The 13503-nt window shown below is 67.0% G+C and carries 16 protein-coding genes and 2 riboswitches; of the genes, 5 read left to right on the top strand and 11 right to left on the bottom strand.

Features of this window, described 5'->3' with window-relative positions; genetic code table 11:
• Positions 1 to 84: 84 nt before the first annotated feature.
• Both ITX31_RS11710 and ITX31_RS11705 read left to right on the top strand, forming a co-directional pair.
• Positions 85 to 621: a GNAT family N-acetyltransferase gene (locus ITX31_RS11710; RefSeq protein ID WP_194783507.1), complete on the top strand. Its 537-nt coding sequence runs from the start codon at positions 85 to 87 to the stop codon at positions 619 to 621.
• A 38-nt stretch (positions 622 to 659) separates the two neighbouring features.
• A complete protein-coding gene (locus tag ITX31_RS11705) occupies positions 660 to 1100 on the top strand; it encodes a hypothetical protein (protein ID WP_194783506.1) in 441 nt (146 codons plus the stop codon).
• Here ITX31_RS11705 and ITX31_RS11700 read toward each other — a convergent pair.
• Both ITX31_RS11700 and ITX31_RS11695 read right to left on the bottom strand, forming a co-directional pair.
• Positions 1054 to 1614 (bottom strand): DUF1990 family protein, encoded by a 561-nt coding sequence (locus ITX31_RS11700; protein ID WP_194783505.1) that lies wholly within the window; start codon positions 1612 to 1614, stop codon positions 1054 to 1056. The genes ITX31_RS11705 and ITX31_RS11700 overlap by 47 nt on opposite strands.
• Entirely contained in the window at positions 1611 to 2003 is a 393-nt protein-coding gene (locus tag ITX31_RS11695) for an MmcQ/YjbR family DNA-binding protein (RefSeq protein ID WP_194783504.1), read from the bottom strand. Before ITX31_RS11695 ends, ITX31_RS11700 begins: the two co-directional genes overlap by 4 nt.
• A 126-nt stretch (positions 2004 to 2129) precedes the next feature.
• Here ITX31_RS11695 and ITX31_RS11690 point away from each other — a divergent pair, with 126 nt between their 5' ends.
• Positions 2130 to 2951, top strand: a complete 822-nt coding sequence (locus ITX31_RS11690; RefSeq protein WP_194783503.1) for a DUF1206 domain-containing protein — start codon at positions 2130 to 2132, stop codon at positions 2949 to 2951.
• Here ITX31_RS11690 and ITX31_RS11685 read toward each other — a convergent pair.
• Genes ITX31_RS11685 through ITX31_RS11665 form a run of 5 tightly spaced genes read right to left on the bottom strand, consistent with a single transcriptional unit; the run spans position 2948 to position 7950 of the window.
• Positions 2948 to 3823, bottom strand: a complete 876-nt coding sequence (locus ITX31_RS11685; RefSeq protein WP_194783502.1) for a MetQ/NlpA family ABC transporter substrate-binding protein — start codon at positions 3821 to 3823, stop codon at positions 2948 to 2950. The genes ITX31_RS11690 and ITX31_RS11685 overlap by 4 nt on opposite strands.
• A gap of 30 nt (positions 3824 to 3853) precedes the next feature.
• Complete coding sequence (locus ITX31_RS11680) at positions 3854 to 5068, bottom strand: acyl-CoA dehydrogenase family protein (protein WP_194783501.1); 1215 nt, start codon at positions 5066 to 5068, stop codon at positions 3854 to 3856.
• Positions 5065 to 6483: an LLM class flavin-dependent oxidoreductase gene (locus ITX31_RS11675; protein ID WP_194783500.1), complete on the bottom strand. Its 1419-nt coding sequence runs from the start codon at positions 6481 to 6483 to the stop codon at positions 5065 to 5067. The genes ITX31_RS11680 and ITX31_RS11675 overlap by 4 nt, the downstream gene beginning before the upstream one ends.
• A gap of 20 nt (positions 6484 to 6503) precedes the next feature.
• Positions 6504 to 7169: a methionine ABC transporter permease gene (locus ITX31_RS11670; RefSeq protein ID WP_194783499.1), complete on the bottom strand. Its 666-nt coding sequence runs from the start codon at positions 7167 to 7169 to the stop codon at positions 6504 to 6506.
• On the bottom strand, positions 7162 to 7950 hold the full coding sequence (locus ITX31_RS11665) for a methionine ABC transporter ATP-binding protein (protein ID WP_194783498.1): 789 nt from the start codon (positions 7948 to 7950) through the stop codon (positions 7162 to 7164). Before ITX31_RS11665 ends, ITX31_RS11670 begins: the two co-directional genes overlap by 8 nt.
• Positions 7951 to 8055: 105 nt before the next feature.
• Positions 8056 to 8158: riboswitch (SAM riboswitch) on the bottom strand.
• Positions 8159 to 8370: 212 nt separating this feature from the next.
• Here ITX31_RS11665 and ITX31_RS11660 point away from each other — a divergent pair.
• Positions 8371 to 8922: a DUF6434 domain-containing protein gene (locus ITX31_RS11660; protein ID WP_194783497.1), complete on the top strand. Its 552-nt coding sequence runs from the start codon at positions 8371 to 8373 to the stop codon at positions 8920 to 8922.
• Positions 8923 to 8943: 21 nt separating this feature from the next.
• Here the strand turns inward: ITX31_RS11660 and ITX31_RS11655 are convergent, their stop codons facing one another.
• The 4 genes from ITX31_RS11655 to ITX31_RS11640 all read right to left on the bottom strand — a co-directional run bounded on the left by ITX31_RS11655 (position 8944) and on the right by ITX31_RS11640 (position 12081).
• Positions 8944 to 9360, bottom strand: coding sequence for a CoA-binding protein (locus ITX31_RS11655; RefSeq protein WP_194783496.1), 417 nt, complete (start codon positions 9358 to 9360; stop codon positions 8944 to 8946).
• A gap of 84 nt (positions 9361 to 9444) precedes the next feature.
• Positions 9445 to 10218: an alpha/beta fold hydrolase gene (locus tag ITX31_RS11650; RefSeq protein ID WP_194783495.1), complete on the bottom strand. Its 774-nt coding sequence runs from the start codon at positions 10216 to 10218 to the stop codon at positions 9445 to 9447.
• A gap of 81 nt (positions 10219 to 10299) precedes the next feature.
• A complete protein-coding gene (locus tag ITX31_RS11645) occupies positions 10300 to 10662 on the bottom strand; it encodes a hypothetical protein (protein ID WP_194783494.1) in 363 nt (120 codons plus the stop codon).
• A gap of 27 nt (positions 10663 to 10689) precedes the next feature.
• Entirely contained in the window at positions 10690 to 12081 is a 1392-nt protein-coding gene (locus tag ITX31_RS11640; protein ID WP_194783493.1) for an LLM class flavin-dependent oxidoreductase, read from the bottom strand.
• A 33-nt stretch (positions 12082 to 12114) separates the two neighbouring features.
• A riboswitch (SAM riboswitch) is annotated at positions 12115 to 12230 on the bottom strand.
• Positions 12231 to 12628: 398 nt separating this feature from the next.
• Here ITX31_RS11640 and ITX31_RS11635 point away from each other — a divergent pair.
• Positions 12629 to 13456 carry an ABC transporter ATP-binding protein gene (locus tag ITX31_RS11635; RefSeq protein WP_194783492.1) on the top strand — a complete coding sequence of 276 codons (828 nt, stop codon included), beginning with the start codon at positions 12629 to 12631 and terminating at the stop codon, positions 13454 to 13456.
• Positions 13457 to 13503 lie beyond the last annotated feature (47 nt).

The raw sequence follows: 13503 nt of genomic DNA, 5'->3' as shown, positions 1-13503 counted from the left end.
ACCGCTTATCGAGATGGCAGAAACTGCACGTTACAGCCCTCAAACGAGCAGTTTCTGTAATCTCGATGGGGGAGAATAGCTTCCGTGAGCACTTTCTCGAGAGAGCAGATGCCCGCCGGCAGCCTGATGACTGAGCGGCTTGAACTTGCTGAAATGACCGCAGCGGAAGTCGATGCCCTGATCGTGGGCGACCGATGCGAACATTGGGCGCCGGATTTCCCCCAGCTGGTGGACGAAGACGCCGCTCAGCAGTACTTCCAGGCCGGGCTGCTGGGCCCGCGGGCCGGGACCTTCGGCGCCCGGATAATACGGGAGCACGGCGGTCCGGCCATCGGCACCATCGGTTTCCTCGGCCCGCCCGTGGACGGAATCGTGGAGGTCACGTACAACATTGCCCCGTCCCGCCGGGGACTGGGTTTTGCCACGGAAGCCCTCCTAGCCCTCAGCCGCTTCGCACTCGAACAGCCGGGCGTGGAACGAGTGGTGGCCTACACCGACGAGGCGAACGAAGCATCCATGTCCCTGCTGCTCACCGCGGGCTTCATGCCGGTTGATTCCTCCGGACCGGACCTGGCATTCGTCCTCCACAACTCGAGTCAGCTGCCCGACGGCGAATCCTGATCTGGTACGGTCGGCTCAGCTTTCGAAGGGGGCCGAGAATGACTGCAGCTGCACGCAGCAGACGCGCGCTGCTGCTTCTTGGGTTGCTGCTGCTCCTCATGGGAACCGTGTCAGTGGCAGTGAACCTTCCCTATCTGCCCGACGGCGGCGGCTACGATGCCGCGGTTCCTTGGATCGCGGCGGGGTGCGGTGTCTTCGGCATTGCGGGCAGCATCTGGTGCCTGGTCCAGTACCGGCGGGTCCCCGAGCCCGAAAAACTTGTCCTGCGGGACGGCGGCTACCGCACGTTCAACCAGGTCATGCTGTGCGTCTGCGTCGTCCTGCTCCTAGTGGGACTCGCCCTTGACCAGCCAACCATCAGCACCGGCCTGCCCTCGCTGCTGGCGTTCAACTTCGCCCGCAACCTCTTTCAGCCCCGCTCAGAGGCGGCAGCTAACCACCAGCAAGACGCCGGGCGGCCCGGAAGTAGCGCCGGGTGATTAGCTCCTGTGTCCACCGGTTGGCCGGACCGCCCACTGCCACCAGCCAGTTGGCCGGCCTGCTGTAAGCAGCAACCCGGAAAAACAGCTGCCCGTCCGAAGTGAGCTCCGCGTAGAACCCCTCCTCGCCCGCCTCGGGATGCCCGCGGAGGGTTCCGTACCCGAATCCCGCGCGTTGCCCCACCACCGGCACACCGCCGTCGAGCACCGGCTCGGCCGCCCACAACACCCGGCAGGGCGCGTGCCAGCGCAACGGACCCAGTCCAACTCCGGAGGCCATCTCCACGCCTGCGGCAGCCCGCGGTGTCTCCGCGGCAACCCGCAGCCCGCTGCCGCGGTGCAGGTTCCAGCCCAGTACGCCGTCGGCCAGCCGAAGGAATCCCGCGGCCGGATCCGGGACATCCACGGGTTCGGACCGCAGCACCAGCCGATACCCCTCAGGCCAACCGTCCTCCAGCGGAGCAGGATACGGCCGTTCGGTGAAACCTGAATCCGGGTAGGTGAGCGGCTTCATCCCCCAGCCAGTCCCTTCCAGGCCAGCGATTCACGGTCCCGGCGCGGCAGCGACGCCACCACCAGGTCATAGGAGTCCTCCACCAGGTTCCGCACCAGTTCTTCCTCGAGTGATCCGGTGAGGTCCAGCTGGTTCCAGTGCGTCTTATTCATGTGCCAGGCACCGCAAATTTCCGGGTGCGCCGCCCGCAGCTGGAGCGCCAGTTCGGGTTCGCACTTAAGGCTGACCAGCAGGGGATCCGCCTCCAGTGTGCTCATGGCAAACATCTTCGTGGGGCGGGCGGGGCCGCCGGCCCGCACCTTGAACACCGAGGTTTCCGGGCCGAAGGGGAAGTCTTCGTATGATCCGGTCAGGGACAGGCAGTACTGCCTCAGTGATGCGGCGTCCATGAACCGACCTTAGCCCGGCGTAGGTCCCGGTGCACTACAGATGGCAGGATGGAACCAGATCACTAAGCACACGAACTAAGTGGCGGCCCCCCTAGGCAGACCGCGGCATTGGAGGACACATTGGGCATGGAAGGCACACGCCAGGGCAGGGTTGCCCAGGCGGCGGAGCGGGCAGCCGACTCGAAGTCGTTCGAACGCGCAGCCCGCATGGGATATGTTGCCAGCGGGCTGCTGCACGCACTGATCGGCATCATTGCCCTGCAGATCGCGAGTGGCGGCGGGGGCGACGCCGATTCATCCGGTGCCGTGTCAGCGCTGGCGGACCAGCCGGGCGGCATCTTCCTGATCTGGGCCTGCTTCCTCGGCTGCCTGGCGCTGGCGCTGTTCCAGGCGTCCCGCGTTTTCCTGGACTCCGGCGAAGACCGCAAGGAGGTCTGGAAGAAGCGCGCCTCCGACGCCGGCTCGGCCGTGGTGTACGGAGCCATCGGCGTCAGCTTCGGTATCTTCGCCCTGGGCGGCTCCAGCGACAGCGGGCAGAGCCAGGTCACCTGGACCGGCCGGGTGCTCAGCCAGCCCGCCGGCCAGCTGGTGGTGGGCCTGGCCGGTGCCGTGGTCGCCGGAATCGGCTTCTACTTCATCTTCAAGGGTGTTACCCGCAGATTCCGCCATGACCTGAAGGCAGTTCCCGGCCGGACCTGGCAGCGTACGGCCACCGCCACCGGAATCGCCGGCTTCGTGGCCAAGGGCATCTCCCTGGTGATCCTTGGCGGACTGGTGATCGCTGCGGCCGTAACCGCGGATCCGGAGAAGTCCACCGGCCTCGACGGCGCCCTGCGCGCCCTGCTTGAGGCACCGCTGGGCTGGCTGGTGCTGGGCGCCGTCGGTATTGGCCTGATCCTCTACGGCCTGTACATGGCCCTGATCCGGTCCCGGTTCGGCAAACTCTAGGCCTGCCACCAGGCGTCGAGTTCCTCCAGCGGGTCCGCGTCCCAGGGAGTGGGCAGCACACCGTCAAGGTAGCCGGCGAACCACTCCCTCACTTCGGGTGACTGGTACGCCTCCTGCAGCACGCGCGCTTTCTCGGAGTCCGCGAACGCGGCGGTTCCGGCGACCACGCAGCGGAACGGAATCTGGTCCGCTTCCTTTTCAAACGCCAGTGCGTCACTGGGGAATAGACCAATTTCCGCGGCAAGCCGCACGAACAGGAACCCGGCATCCACGTCCGGCAGCGTCTTGGACAGCGACTGCTGGTCCACCTCCACGAACTCGAAGTTCTTCGGATTGGCCGTGATGCTCTCCTGCGACGTGTGGATGACGCCCACTCCGTCCTTGAGTTCCAGCAGCCCGGCGTCCCGCAGCAGCACCAGCCCGCGTCCGTTGTTGGCCGGGTCCACCGGCAGGGCGATCCGGGCGCCGTCGGGCAGGTCCTGCAGACTTGTGTAGCGCTTGGACCAGATCCCGGCCGGCGACCCGTAGACGTAGAACAGCGGCTGCACTTCCAGCTTCTGGTCCACGTTGAACTGCTGCAGGTACGCGCCGTGCTGGAAGTAGTTGGCGTCGAATTCGCCGTTGGAGACCGCGAGGTTCGGCTGGATGATGTCCGTGACGTAGGTGGCTTCCAGCGTCCACCCCTTGGCCTTGAGCAGCTCGGCGGCGATCTTGGTGGGTTCCTGGTAGGGCGCCGATTCGGTGGCGATGATCTTGATGGTCTTGTCCCCAGACGCGGAGGCCCCGCCGGTCAGGCCGCAGCCGGTGGCGGCGGCCAGTGAAGCGGTTCCGGCGCCGGCAAGTGCGAGTTTGAGGAAGTTCCTGCGTTCCATGGATGGTCCTTAAGAAAGAGTGCGGGTGGTTTAGCGGTAGGCGGAGGGAACCGGTTCGGTCCCATTGAGGAAGAACCGGCCCAGTTCGTTGTATTTCCAGGCGACGGGGTCATGCAGGGTGTGGGTGCGGACGTCCCGCCAGTACCGGTCGAACCCGTACTTGCTTCCGGCTGCCCGGGCACCGGTGACGTCGAAGATCCGCGCCGTGACATCGAGCGACACCTCGTGCGCGGTGATCTTCGCGGCGGCGATCTGTTCGGCGACCCCGGCCCGGTCCGCAGCGGTGAGCGAGTCCCCGGCGTCAAAGGCCCACTGCAGGGCGGTGGTGGCCTGCTCGACGACGGCGGCCAGCGCCTGGAGCCTGGCGGCGAAGGATCCGTAGTGATTCTGGATAAACGGATCGTCCGACGCCGATGCCACCTCCGCGTGGAACCACGGCCGGGCGGTGCCCAGGGTGTAGTTCCGGGCGGCGAGGACGGCGCCTTCCGCGGCGGCGAGGTACGCGTGGGCGAAGAGCAGCTGGAACGCCGGTGTGGTGAGGACCTGGTGCGGAAGACGTTCGCCGTCGTGCGTTCCCAGGTTGGTGATCACCGCGGAGTCCGGCACAAACACGTCGCGGAACTCGATGGTGTTCGTGGCAGTGAGCCTGGAGCCCAGGACGTCCCAGTCATCGTGGCGCACCACTCCCTCGGAGGCGGTGTCGATGACAAGCGCCAGCCTGTCGCCGCCGTCGAGCACTGCCCTCGCATAGATTCTGTCCGCCACCCGGCTGCCGGTGGCAAACGGTTTCCTTCCGGTGACCAGATAGCCGCCTTCCGTGCGGACGGCTGTGGCCTGGGGACCCTGGGGTGTACCGGTGGAGGACCAGAGCCACTGGTGGCGCAGGCACTCGTCCGCGAGGTCCTGACCCCGCTCCGGATCCAGGTCGATGTAGGGGAAGGCCTGGAAAATGTAGTGGTAGCCCAGCAGCTGGCCTATCGAGTTGTCCGTCCGGGCCACCCGCTGGACGATCTCGAACGCGGTGCTCCAGCTGATTCCGGCACCGCCGAAGCGGGCCGGAATGGTCAGCGGCAGCAGCCCGGACCGGCGGAGGATTTCGACTTCCGTGAACGGCGGCTTGTTGGCGGCGTCACGTTCCAGGGCGTCCGCGCCGAGGATTGCGGCGACCTCGCCAGCGACGGAGAACCAGCGGGCCGTCTCCGCGGCCGGGGTATGGCCGTAGCGGGTGAGCAGGCTGGCGGTCATCGGTTGGCTCCTGACGTCGCAAGGGTGTTCGAAAAGGCTCCGCGGAATGCGGCGGCACGGTGGCGGTCGTTCAGCAGCGGACCGGCGCCGAAAAGCTTCTCGCGCAGCGTGCCCGGAGCGTATTCACTTTGGGCCAGGCCGCGGCTGCGCAGTTCGGGCAGCACCCCGTCGATGAAGTCCGTGTAGGAGCCGGGCAGGATGGCGTTGATGATGTTGATGCCGTCCACGCCGGCGTCCTGCCAGCGTTCAAGTTCGTCGGCAATCTGTTCCGGGGTGCCCGTGATCTGCTGCGCTTCGGTACGGTACCGGGCGACGTCCGCCAGGGTGGGGTTTCCTCCCGGGGTGGAGTCGATGATGGCCTGCAGCACGCCGCGCCCGCCTTCGGTCTGCACGTCTCCAAGCGGGGTATCCAGGTCCAGCCCGCCGAGGTCGATCCCCAGGCCGCCGCCAATATGGGCGATCACGGCGTCGAGGTCCAGGAACTCGTCCAGCTCCGCCTTTTTGCGCTGCGCCTCGGCTTCGGAGCCGCCCACCACAAAGGACAGGCCGGTGAACACCTTGATGTCATCCGGCAGCCGTCCGGCTTCCACGGCGCGGGCCCGGACTCCGGCTGCAACCTTCGCGGCGTGGGCAGGGTTGGGCGCGAAGATGAAGGTTGCCTCGGCGTTGGAGGCTGCGAACTGCTGCCCCCGCCCGGAGCTGCCGGCTTGGAAGAGTACCGGGGTGCGCTGCGGGGACGGTGAGCTCAGGTGCGGGCCGTCAATCGAGTACCGCTCGCCGCGGTGGTGGATCTTGTGGACCTTGTCCGGGTCCGCGTGGACACCGGCGTCCTTGTCCTGGAGGAACGCGCCCTCATCCCAGGACCCTTCCCAGAGCTTGTAGACGGCGTCGGTATATTCGTCCGCCCAGTCATAGCGCCGGTCGTGTTCGGTGAGCCCGTCGCCGCCGAAGTTGCGGTGCGCGTTCTCCAGTACGGACGTGACGATGTTCCAGCCTGCCCGGCCGCCCGAGAGGTGGTCCAGCGTGGAGAGCTGCCGGGCGAACTGGAACGGGTGGCTCTGCACCACGGACGACGTCGCTGCCAGGCCAATATCCCGGGTGGCGCCGGAGAGCGCGGCGAGCAGCAGCAGCGGGTCGTTGGCCGGCACCTGCAGGCCGCGGCGCACATGGGAGGCCCACCCGCCGTCGTGGTTGCCGTACAGGCCTACGACGTCGGCGAAGAAGAGGGCGTCGAACTTCGCGGCTTCCAGCTGGCGGCCCAGGTCCGTCCAGAAGGACAGCTCGTTGAAGCGGTGCTGTTCGGCGTCCGGGTGCCGCCATTGCCCGCCGCGGATGTGGCTGGTGGTGTTCATCAGGAAGGCGTTCAGCAGCAGGCGTGGTCGCGGCCCGGCAAAACGGGTACTTGGAATAGTCATGGCAAAGCTTTCGATAGAAGTTAGAGGCGCTTGTCAGCGCGGCGGGAGAGCCAGGAACCGCCCAGCTGCACGGCCTGGACCAGCAGGACCATCAGCACGATGGCGGTGAGCATCAGCCCGGTCTCATAGCGGTAGTAGCCGTACCGGATGGCGAAATCGCCGATTCCGCCGCCTCCCACCAGGCCGGCCATCGCGGAGTAGGAGATGAAGCTGACGGTCATGATGGTGATGGAGCTGATCAGCGCCGGACGGGCTTCGACCAGCAGGACGTCCCGCACGATCTGTCCGCGGGAGGCTCCCATGGACCGGGCCGCTTCCACCACGCCGCCGCCGAGCGCGATGATGTTTTGTTCCACGAAGCGGGCGAAGTAGGGGATGGCGTTAATGGTCAGCGGGACGATCACGGCTGCGGTGCCGATGGTGGTTCCCACCACGAACCGGGTGAACGGGATGATGGCTATCAGCAGGATCAGGAACGGAAAGGACCGCACCAGGTTCACCAGCGAGTCCAGGATCCGGTGAAGCCGCGGCTTGTGGCTCAGGCCGTCCGGGCCGAGCGCGTAGATGAGAACCCCCAGCGGGGTGCCGATCAGTACCGCCAGCGGAATAGCCACCAGCAGCATGGTGCCGGTCTGTCCCAGGGCAGCGAGCAGTTCCGGCCAGACTTCGGCAATACGCTCAAGCAACGCGGGCTCCTTCCCGGGCGGCGCGGTCCAGGCTGATCTCATCCGAGATGAGGTACCGGCCTATCGCCGTGGACGGCGTAAAACCGAGGCGGTCCAGTTCCGCGAGCGCGAACTGCTCCACCACCCGGCCCTCCTCCATGACGGCCACGTTGTCCGCGATGGCCTTGATGACGTTCATTTCGTGGGTCACCACCACAATCGTGATGCCGAACCGGGCATTGACGTCGCTGAGGTACTGCAGCACCGAAGCCGTGGTCCGCGGGTCGACGGCGGAGGTCGGCTCATCGCACAGCAGCACCTTGGGCCGGGTAGCCAGGGCTCGGGCAATGGCCACGCGCTGCTTCTGCCCGCCGGAAAGCTTGGCCGGGTAAGTGTCCGCCTTCTCCGAAAGATCGACGACGGCGAGCGCCTCCAGTGCCCGGGTGCGCCGTTCGGCGGCGCTCTTCACTCCGGCGAACTTCAGCGACAGTTCGACGTTCTGCACTGCGGTGCGGTTGTTGAGCAGGTTGAAGTGCTGGAAGATCATGCCGATCTCATGCCGGGCCTCGCGCAGCTCGCGGTCGGCCAGCTGTGTGAGGTCTGCGCCGTCCACGAGCACCCGGCCGGCGGTGGGCCGTTCCAGCAGGTTGATGTTGCGCAGCAGGGTGGACTTGCCGGCGCCGGAGAAGCCGATGATGCCCTGGATGCTTCCTGTGGGAATGGACAGGCTGACGTTGTCCACTGCGGTGAAGGTCGTTTCACCGCCCCCGAAGACGGTAGAGACGTTGTCTATCCGGATCATGCTGTCCTCCTGCGGTCTAAGCCCGGGAAGAGGCGCACTCTGCAGGAAGGGCCGGCTCCCGGGCCTCAGGGCACGGGGAACGCGGACCGGATAAGAGCAGGTGCTTCTCCATCGGTCCTGGCGGTAGCACCCTGCTTCGGCGGTTGCCCGCGGAAGGGGGTTGCTGCGGCGTCACGGAGCCAGGTCTCTCAGCCGCTCTGGATGGTTACGCCACTATCTAAACCGCCCGCGCCCCGGCGGGGCCAGAACATTTCCCTGCACGTCCGAATGCGTCAGTGCGTGACGTACATCGGCGTCACAATCCGTTTTGTTACGTCCGCCGCGCGTCCTGTCCCGACCTCCGCGGAACCTCCTGAAAACACTTGGGCCGGACGCGGCGCGGGAACGCCGTTTCTCCGGCCGGTACGCGAGGATGGGAACGTGACAGCTACGGAACGCCCCGCCCTCGCCCCTTCGCTCGGGCCGGAGGAATTCCGCCGCTGGTACTGGCTGAAGGAAGAGCTGCAGGCATTTGCCCGTGCGCAGGAATTATCCGCTGCCGGCTCGAAGGACCACCTCACCGAGCGGATAGCCGCGTTCCTGGCCGGCGCACCGCTGCCTCCGGATGCCGCCCGGCCACGCGCGCCCCGGGAGCGTCTGGTTCCTCCGCTGACCATCCACACCGTCATCCCGGCGGGACATCCCTGTACCCAGGTGCTGCGGGAATTCTTCGTCAATGCCCTGGGTCCCGGATTCAGGTTCGATGCGCCCATGCGGGAGTTCTTCGCTGCCAACGACGGAACGGCAACACTGGCCGCCGCGCTGGACCACTGGCACGCCACCCGGGACGCTGCCACGCGGCCGATCGGCCCGCAGTTTGAACTCAACCGCTTCTCGCGGGACTGGCATGCAGCCCATCCCGGCGGCACGAGGGACCAGATGCTCCATGCTTGGAAGACGCACCGGTCCCTTCCGGCGGACCTGCGAAACTAGCCCACCCGCGGGCTTCGGGCACTAGAGCCCGAAGCGCCCGGCCTCGATGACCGGGCAGGTATTCATGACGACGTCGAGTCCGGCACGCACGGCGCGCGCCGCGGCATCTTCGTCCACCACTCCCAGCTGCAGCCAGACGGCCTTGGCACCTATCGCCATGGCCTGGTCCACGATGCTGCCCACCTTGGCCGAGTTCACGAAGCAGTCCACAACGTCCACCTGGCCGGGGATCTCCGCCAGCTTCCGGTAGCCCTGCTGGCCGTCAAAGGCCTGGCCGGAGAGGTTCACGGGAATGATCTCCATGCCCAGGGAATCCCGGACAAACCGTGAAACGCCCACCGCGGGCCGGGCCGGGTTGTTCGAGAGACCCACTACCGCCCAGCGGCCTTTGGACGTGAGCAGCCGGGCAATAACCTCGGGATCGTTGCGGTGCGCCATGCGGTACCTCCTCAAGTCGATGCAGGGCTCCCAGCCTACGCTCTGGGGGAAACGCGCCCGGCGCCGGGCCTATTCCAGCCGCGCTTATTCCAGGAAAGCGTCGACGGCGGCGGCCAGGGTCTGGTCATCCAGGCCGTGCCAGCTTCCCTCCAGCAGCTGGAACGAGCCCCCGGGCAGCAGTTCGGCAGTCTCGCGCGCCCATTCACGCAGCCGGTCATCGCTTCCGGAACTCGCCAGCACCAGCACCGGCACGCGGATCCCGGTCAGGGACCGCACATCGGTTTCCAGCAGCAGGGTCAGGTCATAGGAGATGGTGTGCGCCGCCGGCTCGAACGGACCCGTGTCCGAGGACTCGATGATCTCCGCCGGCACTCCGATGGACTCCTGGAACAACCGGACGGCGGCGGCCCGGTCCCCTGCCGCAAGCAGCTCATCCAGCTCGGGGCGGATGTCCGGATCTTCGGCAGAGTCCTCGGTGAGCGGCGGCTCCACGGCGATCACGCTCGAAATGACGGCAGACTCCGAGGCTGCCCTCAGCGCCAGGACCGCACCGGAGGAGGTTCCCAGCAGGGCCGCCGTACCGCCCGCGGTCTCCACCACCGCCAGCAGGTCGTCCACCTCGGATTCGGGGGTGTACTGCTCCCCGTCCCCGCTCTCCCCCTTGCCCCGGCGGTCATAGGTGTAAACGGTGTGCCCGGCGGCCAGCAGTTCGGCAACACCGGCCATCCCCGAAGTGGTCCGGTCCAGCATCACAGGGTCCACCACCACCAGCGGCGGGCCTTCCCCACGGCGCTGCCACGCGATGGGTGTTCCGTCGGCGGAAAGCACACGTCCTGAAGCTTCGGCTGATGGATCCATGGGGTTCTCCTTAGCTGGAAGCTGCGGGTCCCTCAACGGTAGGAGCGCCGGGGAACCCGGTCAATGGCCGCCCGCCGGGGCTCACAGTTCAGCCGCAACAGCTGTGAGGACCGCCGTGATGTCTGCCTTGCCCTGCCCGTAGTCGAAGATGGTGGTGGCAACGTGCGGTTTGGACACGGCTACCACCCGGGTGGTGGACTCATCTGCAGGTTCAAACGTCAGCACGATGTCCTCGCCGAAGGTTTTCCACGTGGTGCCGGCCATCAGCTCGGCCCGTTCCTGCCACACCCCGGTCAGCGTCATGCGCGGGAGTCTGGCGACGGCCCTTTCCACGGCGGGCGGCAGCTGGAATACGGGGACCCCCACCACCATCTCACCGCGGGCGCGCGCCCGCTTGGCGGTGACGTTGAGGCTGAGGAGACGTGCGTTCGGCTTGTTCATCATGCAGACGAGGGTAGCCGCCCCTGGCTGCTAGCCGGTGACGGCGGCCAGCCGGAACTTCGCGCCGCGGTGATCTTCCGGCAGCTTGTCACCGGCACCGAAGAGCTTGTTCCGCAGCGTTCCCGGAGCGTACTCCGTGGGGTAGGCACCGCGTTTCTGCAGTTCGGGCACCACAAATTCCACCACGTCCTCGAAGGTGCCGGGTGTGACGGCGTAGGCGAGGTTGAAACCGTCCACGTCGGTTTCCTCCACCCAGCGGATCAGCTCCTCCGCGACCTCCGCGCCGGAGCCGACCAGGCGGGGACCCAGGCCGCCGATTCCCGCGCTGGCGGCGATGTCCCGCACCGTCCACGGCGCGCCGTCGTCGTTCACCTTCTGGAAGTTCGCAGCCGCTGACTGGATGGCATTGGACTGCACGGCTCCCAGGGGCTCGTCGAGGTTGTACGTGGAGAGGTCAACGCCCATCCAGCCGGACAGCAGCGCCAGGGCGCCTTCGTCGCTGGTGTAGCGCTGGTAGTCCTGGTGTTTGGCCTCTGCTTCCTCGGCCGTGGCGGCGGTGATGATGGTCAGCAGGGTGTAGATCCGGATTGAGTGCCGGTCCCGGCCGGCAGCCTCAGCGGCGTCCCGGATCCTGGTGACGGTCGCTTTCAGCTTCTCCGGGGTGGGAGCGCCCACGAACACCGCTTCGGCGTTCTCCGCTGCGAAGGCGACGCCCCGCGGCGAAGCGCCGGCCTGGTAGATCACCGGGGTGCGCTGCGGCGAGGGCTCGGAAATGTGGATTCCGGGGACCTTGAAGTATTTGCCCTCGTGGTTGATGCCGTGGACCTTGGCGGGATCGGTGAACACTCCGGCTTCCCGGTCCCGGACCACGGCGCCGTCTTCCCAGGAGCCCTCAAGCAGCTTGTAGACCACCTCAAGGTATTCGTCCGCGTGGTTGTAGCGCTCGTCGTGTTCCAGCTGGTCTTCCTGGCCCATGTTCCGTGCCGCGGACGGCAGGTAGCCGGTCACCACGTTCCAGCCCACCCGCCCGTCGGTGAGGTGGTCCAGCGTGGAGAGCCGGCGCGCGAACGGGTACGGATGCTCGTAGGCGGTGCCGGCGGTGACGCCGAAGCCGAGGTTTTCGGTCACCAGGGCCATCGCGGAGACCAGCAGCAGCGGATCGTTGACCGGCACCTGCGTGCCCTGGCGCAGCGTCGCGTCGTTGGAGGAGCCGTAGACGTCATAGGTGCCCAGCACGTCGGCGATGAAGATCCCGTCGAACAGGCCGCGTTCGCAGGTCTGCGCCAGGTGCGTCCAGTAGCTGAGCTTGGTGTAGTCCGCGGAGCGGTCTTCGGGGTGGCGCCAGAGTCCAGGTGACTGGTGGCCAACGCAGTTCATGTCGAAGGCATTGAAGCGGATCTGGCGGGCGGGCGTGGTGGCCATGAGTGTCCTTATGCGTGCGGGACGCCGCGCGGGGCGCCGTACTTGCCGCCGGCGGTCTTGCCGGTCGACCGGATCGTCATCTGGGGCACCCCGCTACGGGAGAGGGTTGCCGCCCAACCAGCCAGAGCTTCACGTTGGGACTCATGATCCTGCGCGCCCAGTATGCGCCGGGACCACGGGGTGAGCGCAACCCACACCCGTCACGGAGCGTAACGGCCGCCGTCGTGCATCCCTCCCCTCACCACCATCGAGATGACAGAAACTGCACGTTTCAGCGCTGTAACGTGCAGTTTCTGCTATCTCGATGGAAAAGGAGCGGGATTCGAAATGTTACGCCGGACTTGCCGGAAACGGGCTCCAGGGCGTTTAGTTGGGTCTTGACCATCCCGAGCGGCTGAGAGACCTGGATCAGTGAAGCCGCAGCAACCCTGGTCGTAGTGCTTCCTCCTTGAGGCACTGCGATAGCGAGGTGGACGTCGCAGGAGGCCGGCTTTCGGCACAGGACGTTTTCCGTAGGGTGCTACTGCCAGGACCGATGGAGTGTTCAATGACTGCTGTACTGTCCTCTGGGTCCCACGCCGTGTCCGCTGCTGCGCGCACCGCTCCGGACACCGCCCTGTCCGTGACGTTCGACGGCGTTGGCCGCAGCTTCGGCTCCGGCGCAGACGCCCACGTGGTGCTCCGCGACATCAACTTCGAAGTCCGTCCCGGCGAAGTCCTGGCGATCCTGGGCTCCAGCGGCTGCGGCAAGTCCACGCTGCTGCGCGCCACTGCGGGGCTCGACGCCGCTTCCACCGGCCGGGTGCTGATCGACGGGACCGCCGTCCACGGCATTGACGACCGCTGCGCCGTCGCCTTCCAGGAACCCCGGCTGCTGCCGTGGCAGACACTGCAGGCCAATGTGGCGATCGGCCTGCCGAAGGGCACCAGCGCCTCCGAGGGCAAGGCCAAGGTCTCCGAGCTGCTCAAGCTGGTGGAGCTGGACAGCTTCGCCAAGCACCAGCCGCGCGCCGTATCCGGCGGCATGGCCCAGCGGGCCTCGCTGGCCCGGGCGCTCGCCCGTAAACCGGGTGTCCTGCTGCTGGATGAGCCGTTCGGTGCCCTCGATGCCCTGACCCGTTTGAAGATGCAGGACCTGCTGCTGGATGTGCACCGCGCGGCTCCGGCCACCGTCCTGCTGGTCACGCACGACGTCGATGAAGCCCTGCAGCTGGCTGACCGGATCATTGTGCTGGGCCGCGAGACGGGCAAACCCGGCGCCACCATTACCCAGACCATCACCGTGCCCGGTGCCCGTCCGCGGGACCGTGCCTCTGCCGAGCTTGCCCGAATGCGCGGCGAGCTCCTGGCGAGCCTCGGCGTCGACCGCCACTAGAGCGCCCACGCCTCCCCCGTCCGGGCCACATCCCGTGCTAGTCCGCG

This window comes from Arthrobacter gandavensis, assembly GCF_015355785.1.
Lineage (GTDB): Bacteria > Actinomycetota > Actinomycetes > Actinomycetales > Micrococcaceae > Arthrobacter_B > Arthrobacter_B gandavensis_A.
The sequence above is the reverse complement of the archived record's forward strand: the minus strand, read 5'-3'. Positions and strand labels throughout refer to the sequence as shown.

Bases quoted from the DNA above. Each gene is read 5' to 3' on its own strand.
- ITX31_RS11705 (WP_194783506.1), top strand. From the start codon at position 660: ATGACTGCAGCTGCACGCAGCAGACGCGCGCTGCTGCTTCTTGGGTTG.
- ITX31_RS11665 (WP_194783498.1), bottom strand. From the start codon at position 7,950: ATGATCCGGATAGACAACGTCTCTACCGTCTTCGGGGGCGGTGAAACG.
- ITX31_RS11675 (WP_194783500.1), bottom strand. From the start codon at position 6,483: ATGACTATTCCAAGTACCCGTTTTGCCGGGCCGCGACCACGCCTGCTG.
- ITX31_RS11695 (WP_194783504.1), bottom strand. From the start codon at position 2,003: ATGGACGCCGCATCACTGAGGCAGTACTGCCTGTCCCTGACCGGATCA.
- ITX31_RS11680 (WP_194783501.1), bottom strand. From the start codon at position 5,068: ATGACCGCCAGCCTGCTCACCCGCTACGGCCATACCCCGGCCGCGGAG.
- ITX31_RS11645 (WP_194783494.1), bottom strand. From the start codon at position 10,662: ATGATGAACAAGCCGAACGCACGTCTCCTCAGCCTCAACGTCACCGCC.
- ITX31_RS11640 (WP_194783493.1), bottom strand. From the start codon at position 12,081: ATGGCCACCACGCCCGCCCGCCAGATCCGCTTCAATGCCTTCGACATG.
- ITX31_RS11655 (WP_194783496.1), bottom strand. From the start codon at position 9,360: ATGGCGCACCGCAACGATCCCGAGGTTATTGCCCGGCTGCTCACGTCC.
- ITX31_RS11685 (WP_194783502.1), bottom strand. From the start codon at position 3,823: ATGGAACGCAGGAACTTCCTCAAACTCGCACTTGCCGGCGCCGGAACC.
- ITX31_RS11700 (WP_194783505.1), bottom strand. From the start codon at position 1,614: ATGAAGCCGCTCACCTACCCGGATTCAGGTTTCACCGAACGGCCGTAT.
- ITX31_RS11650 (WP_194783495.1), bottom strand. From the start codon at position 10,218: ATGGATCCATCAGCCGAAGCTTCAGGACGTGTGCTTTCCGCCGACGGA.
- ITX31_RS11690 (WP_194783503.1), top strand. From the start codon at position 2,130: ATGGAAGGCACACGCCAGGGCAGGGTTGCCCAGGCGGCGGAGCGGGCA.
- ITX31_RS11635 (WP_194783492.1), top strand. From the start codon at position 12,629: ATGACTGCTGTACTGTCCTCTGGGTCCCACGCCGTGTCCGCTGCTGCG.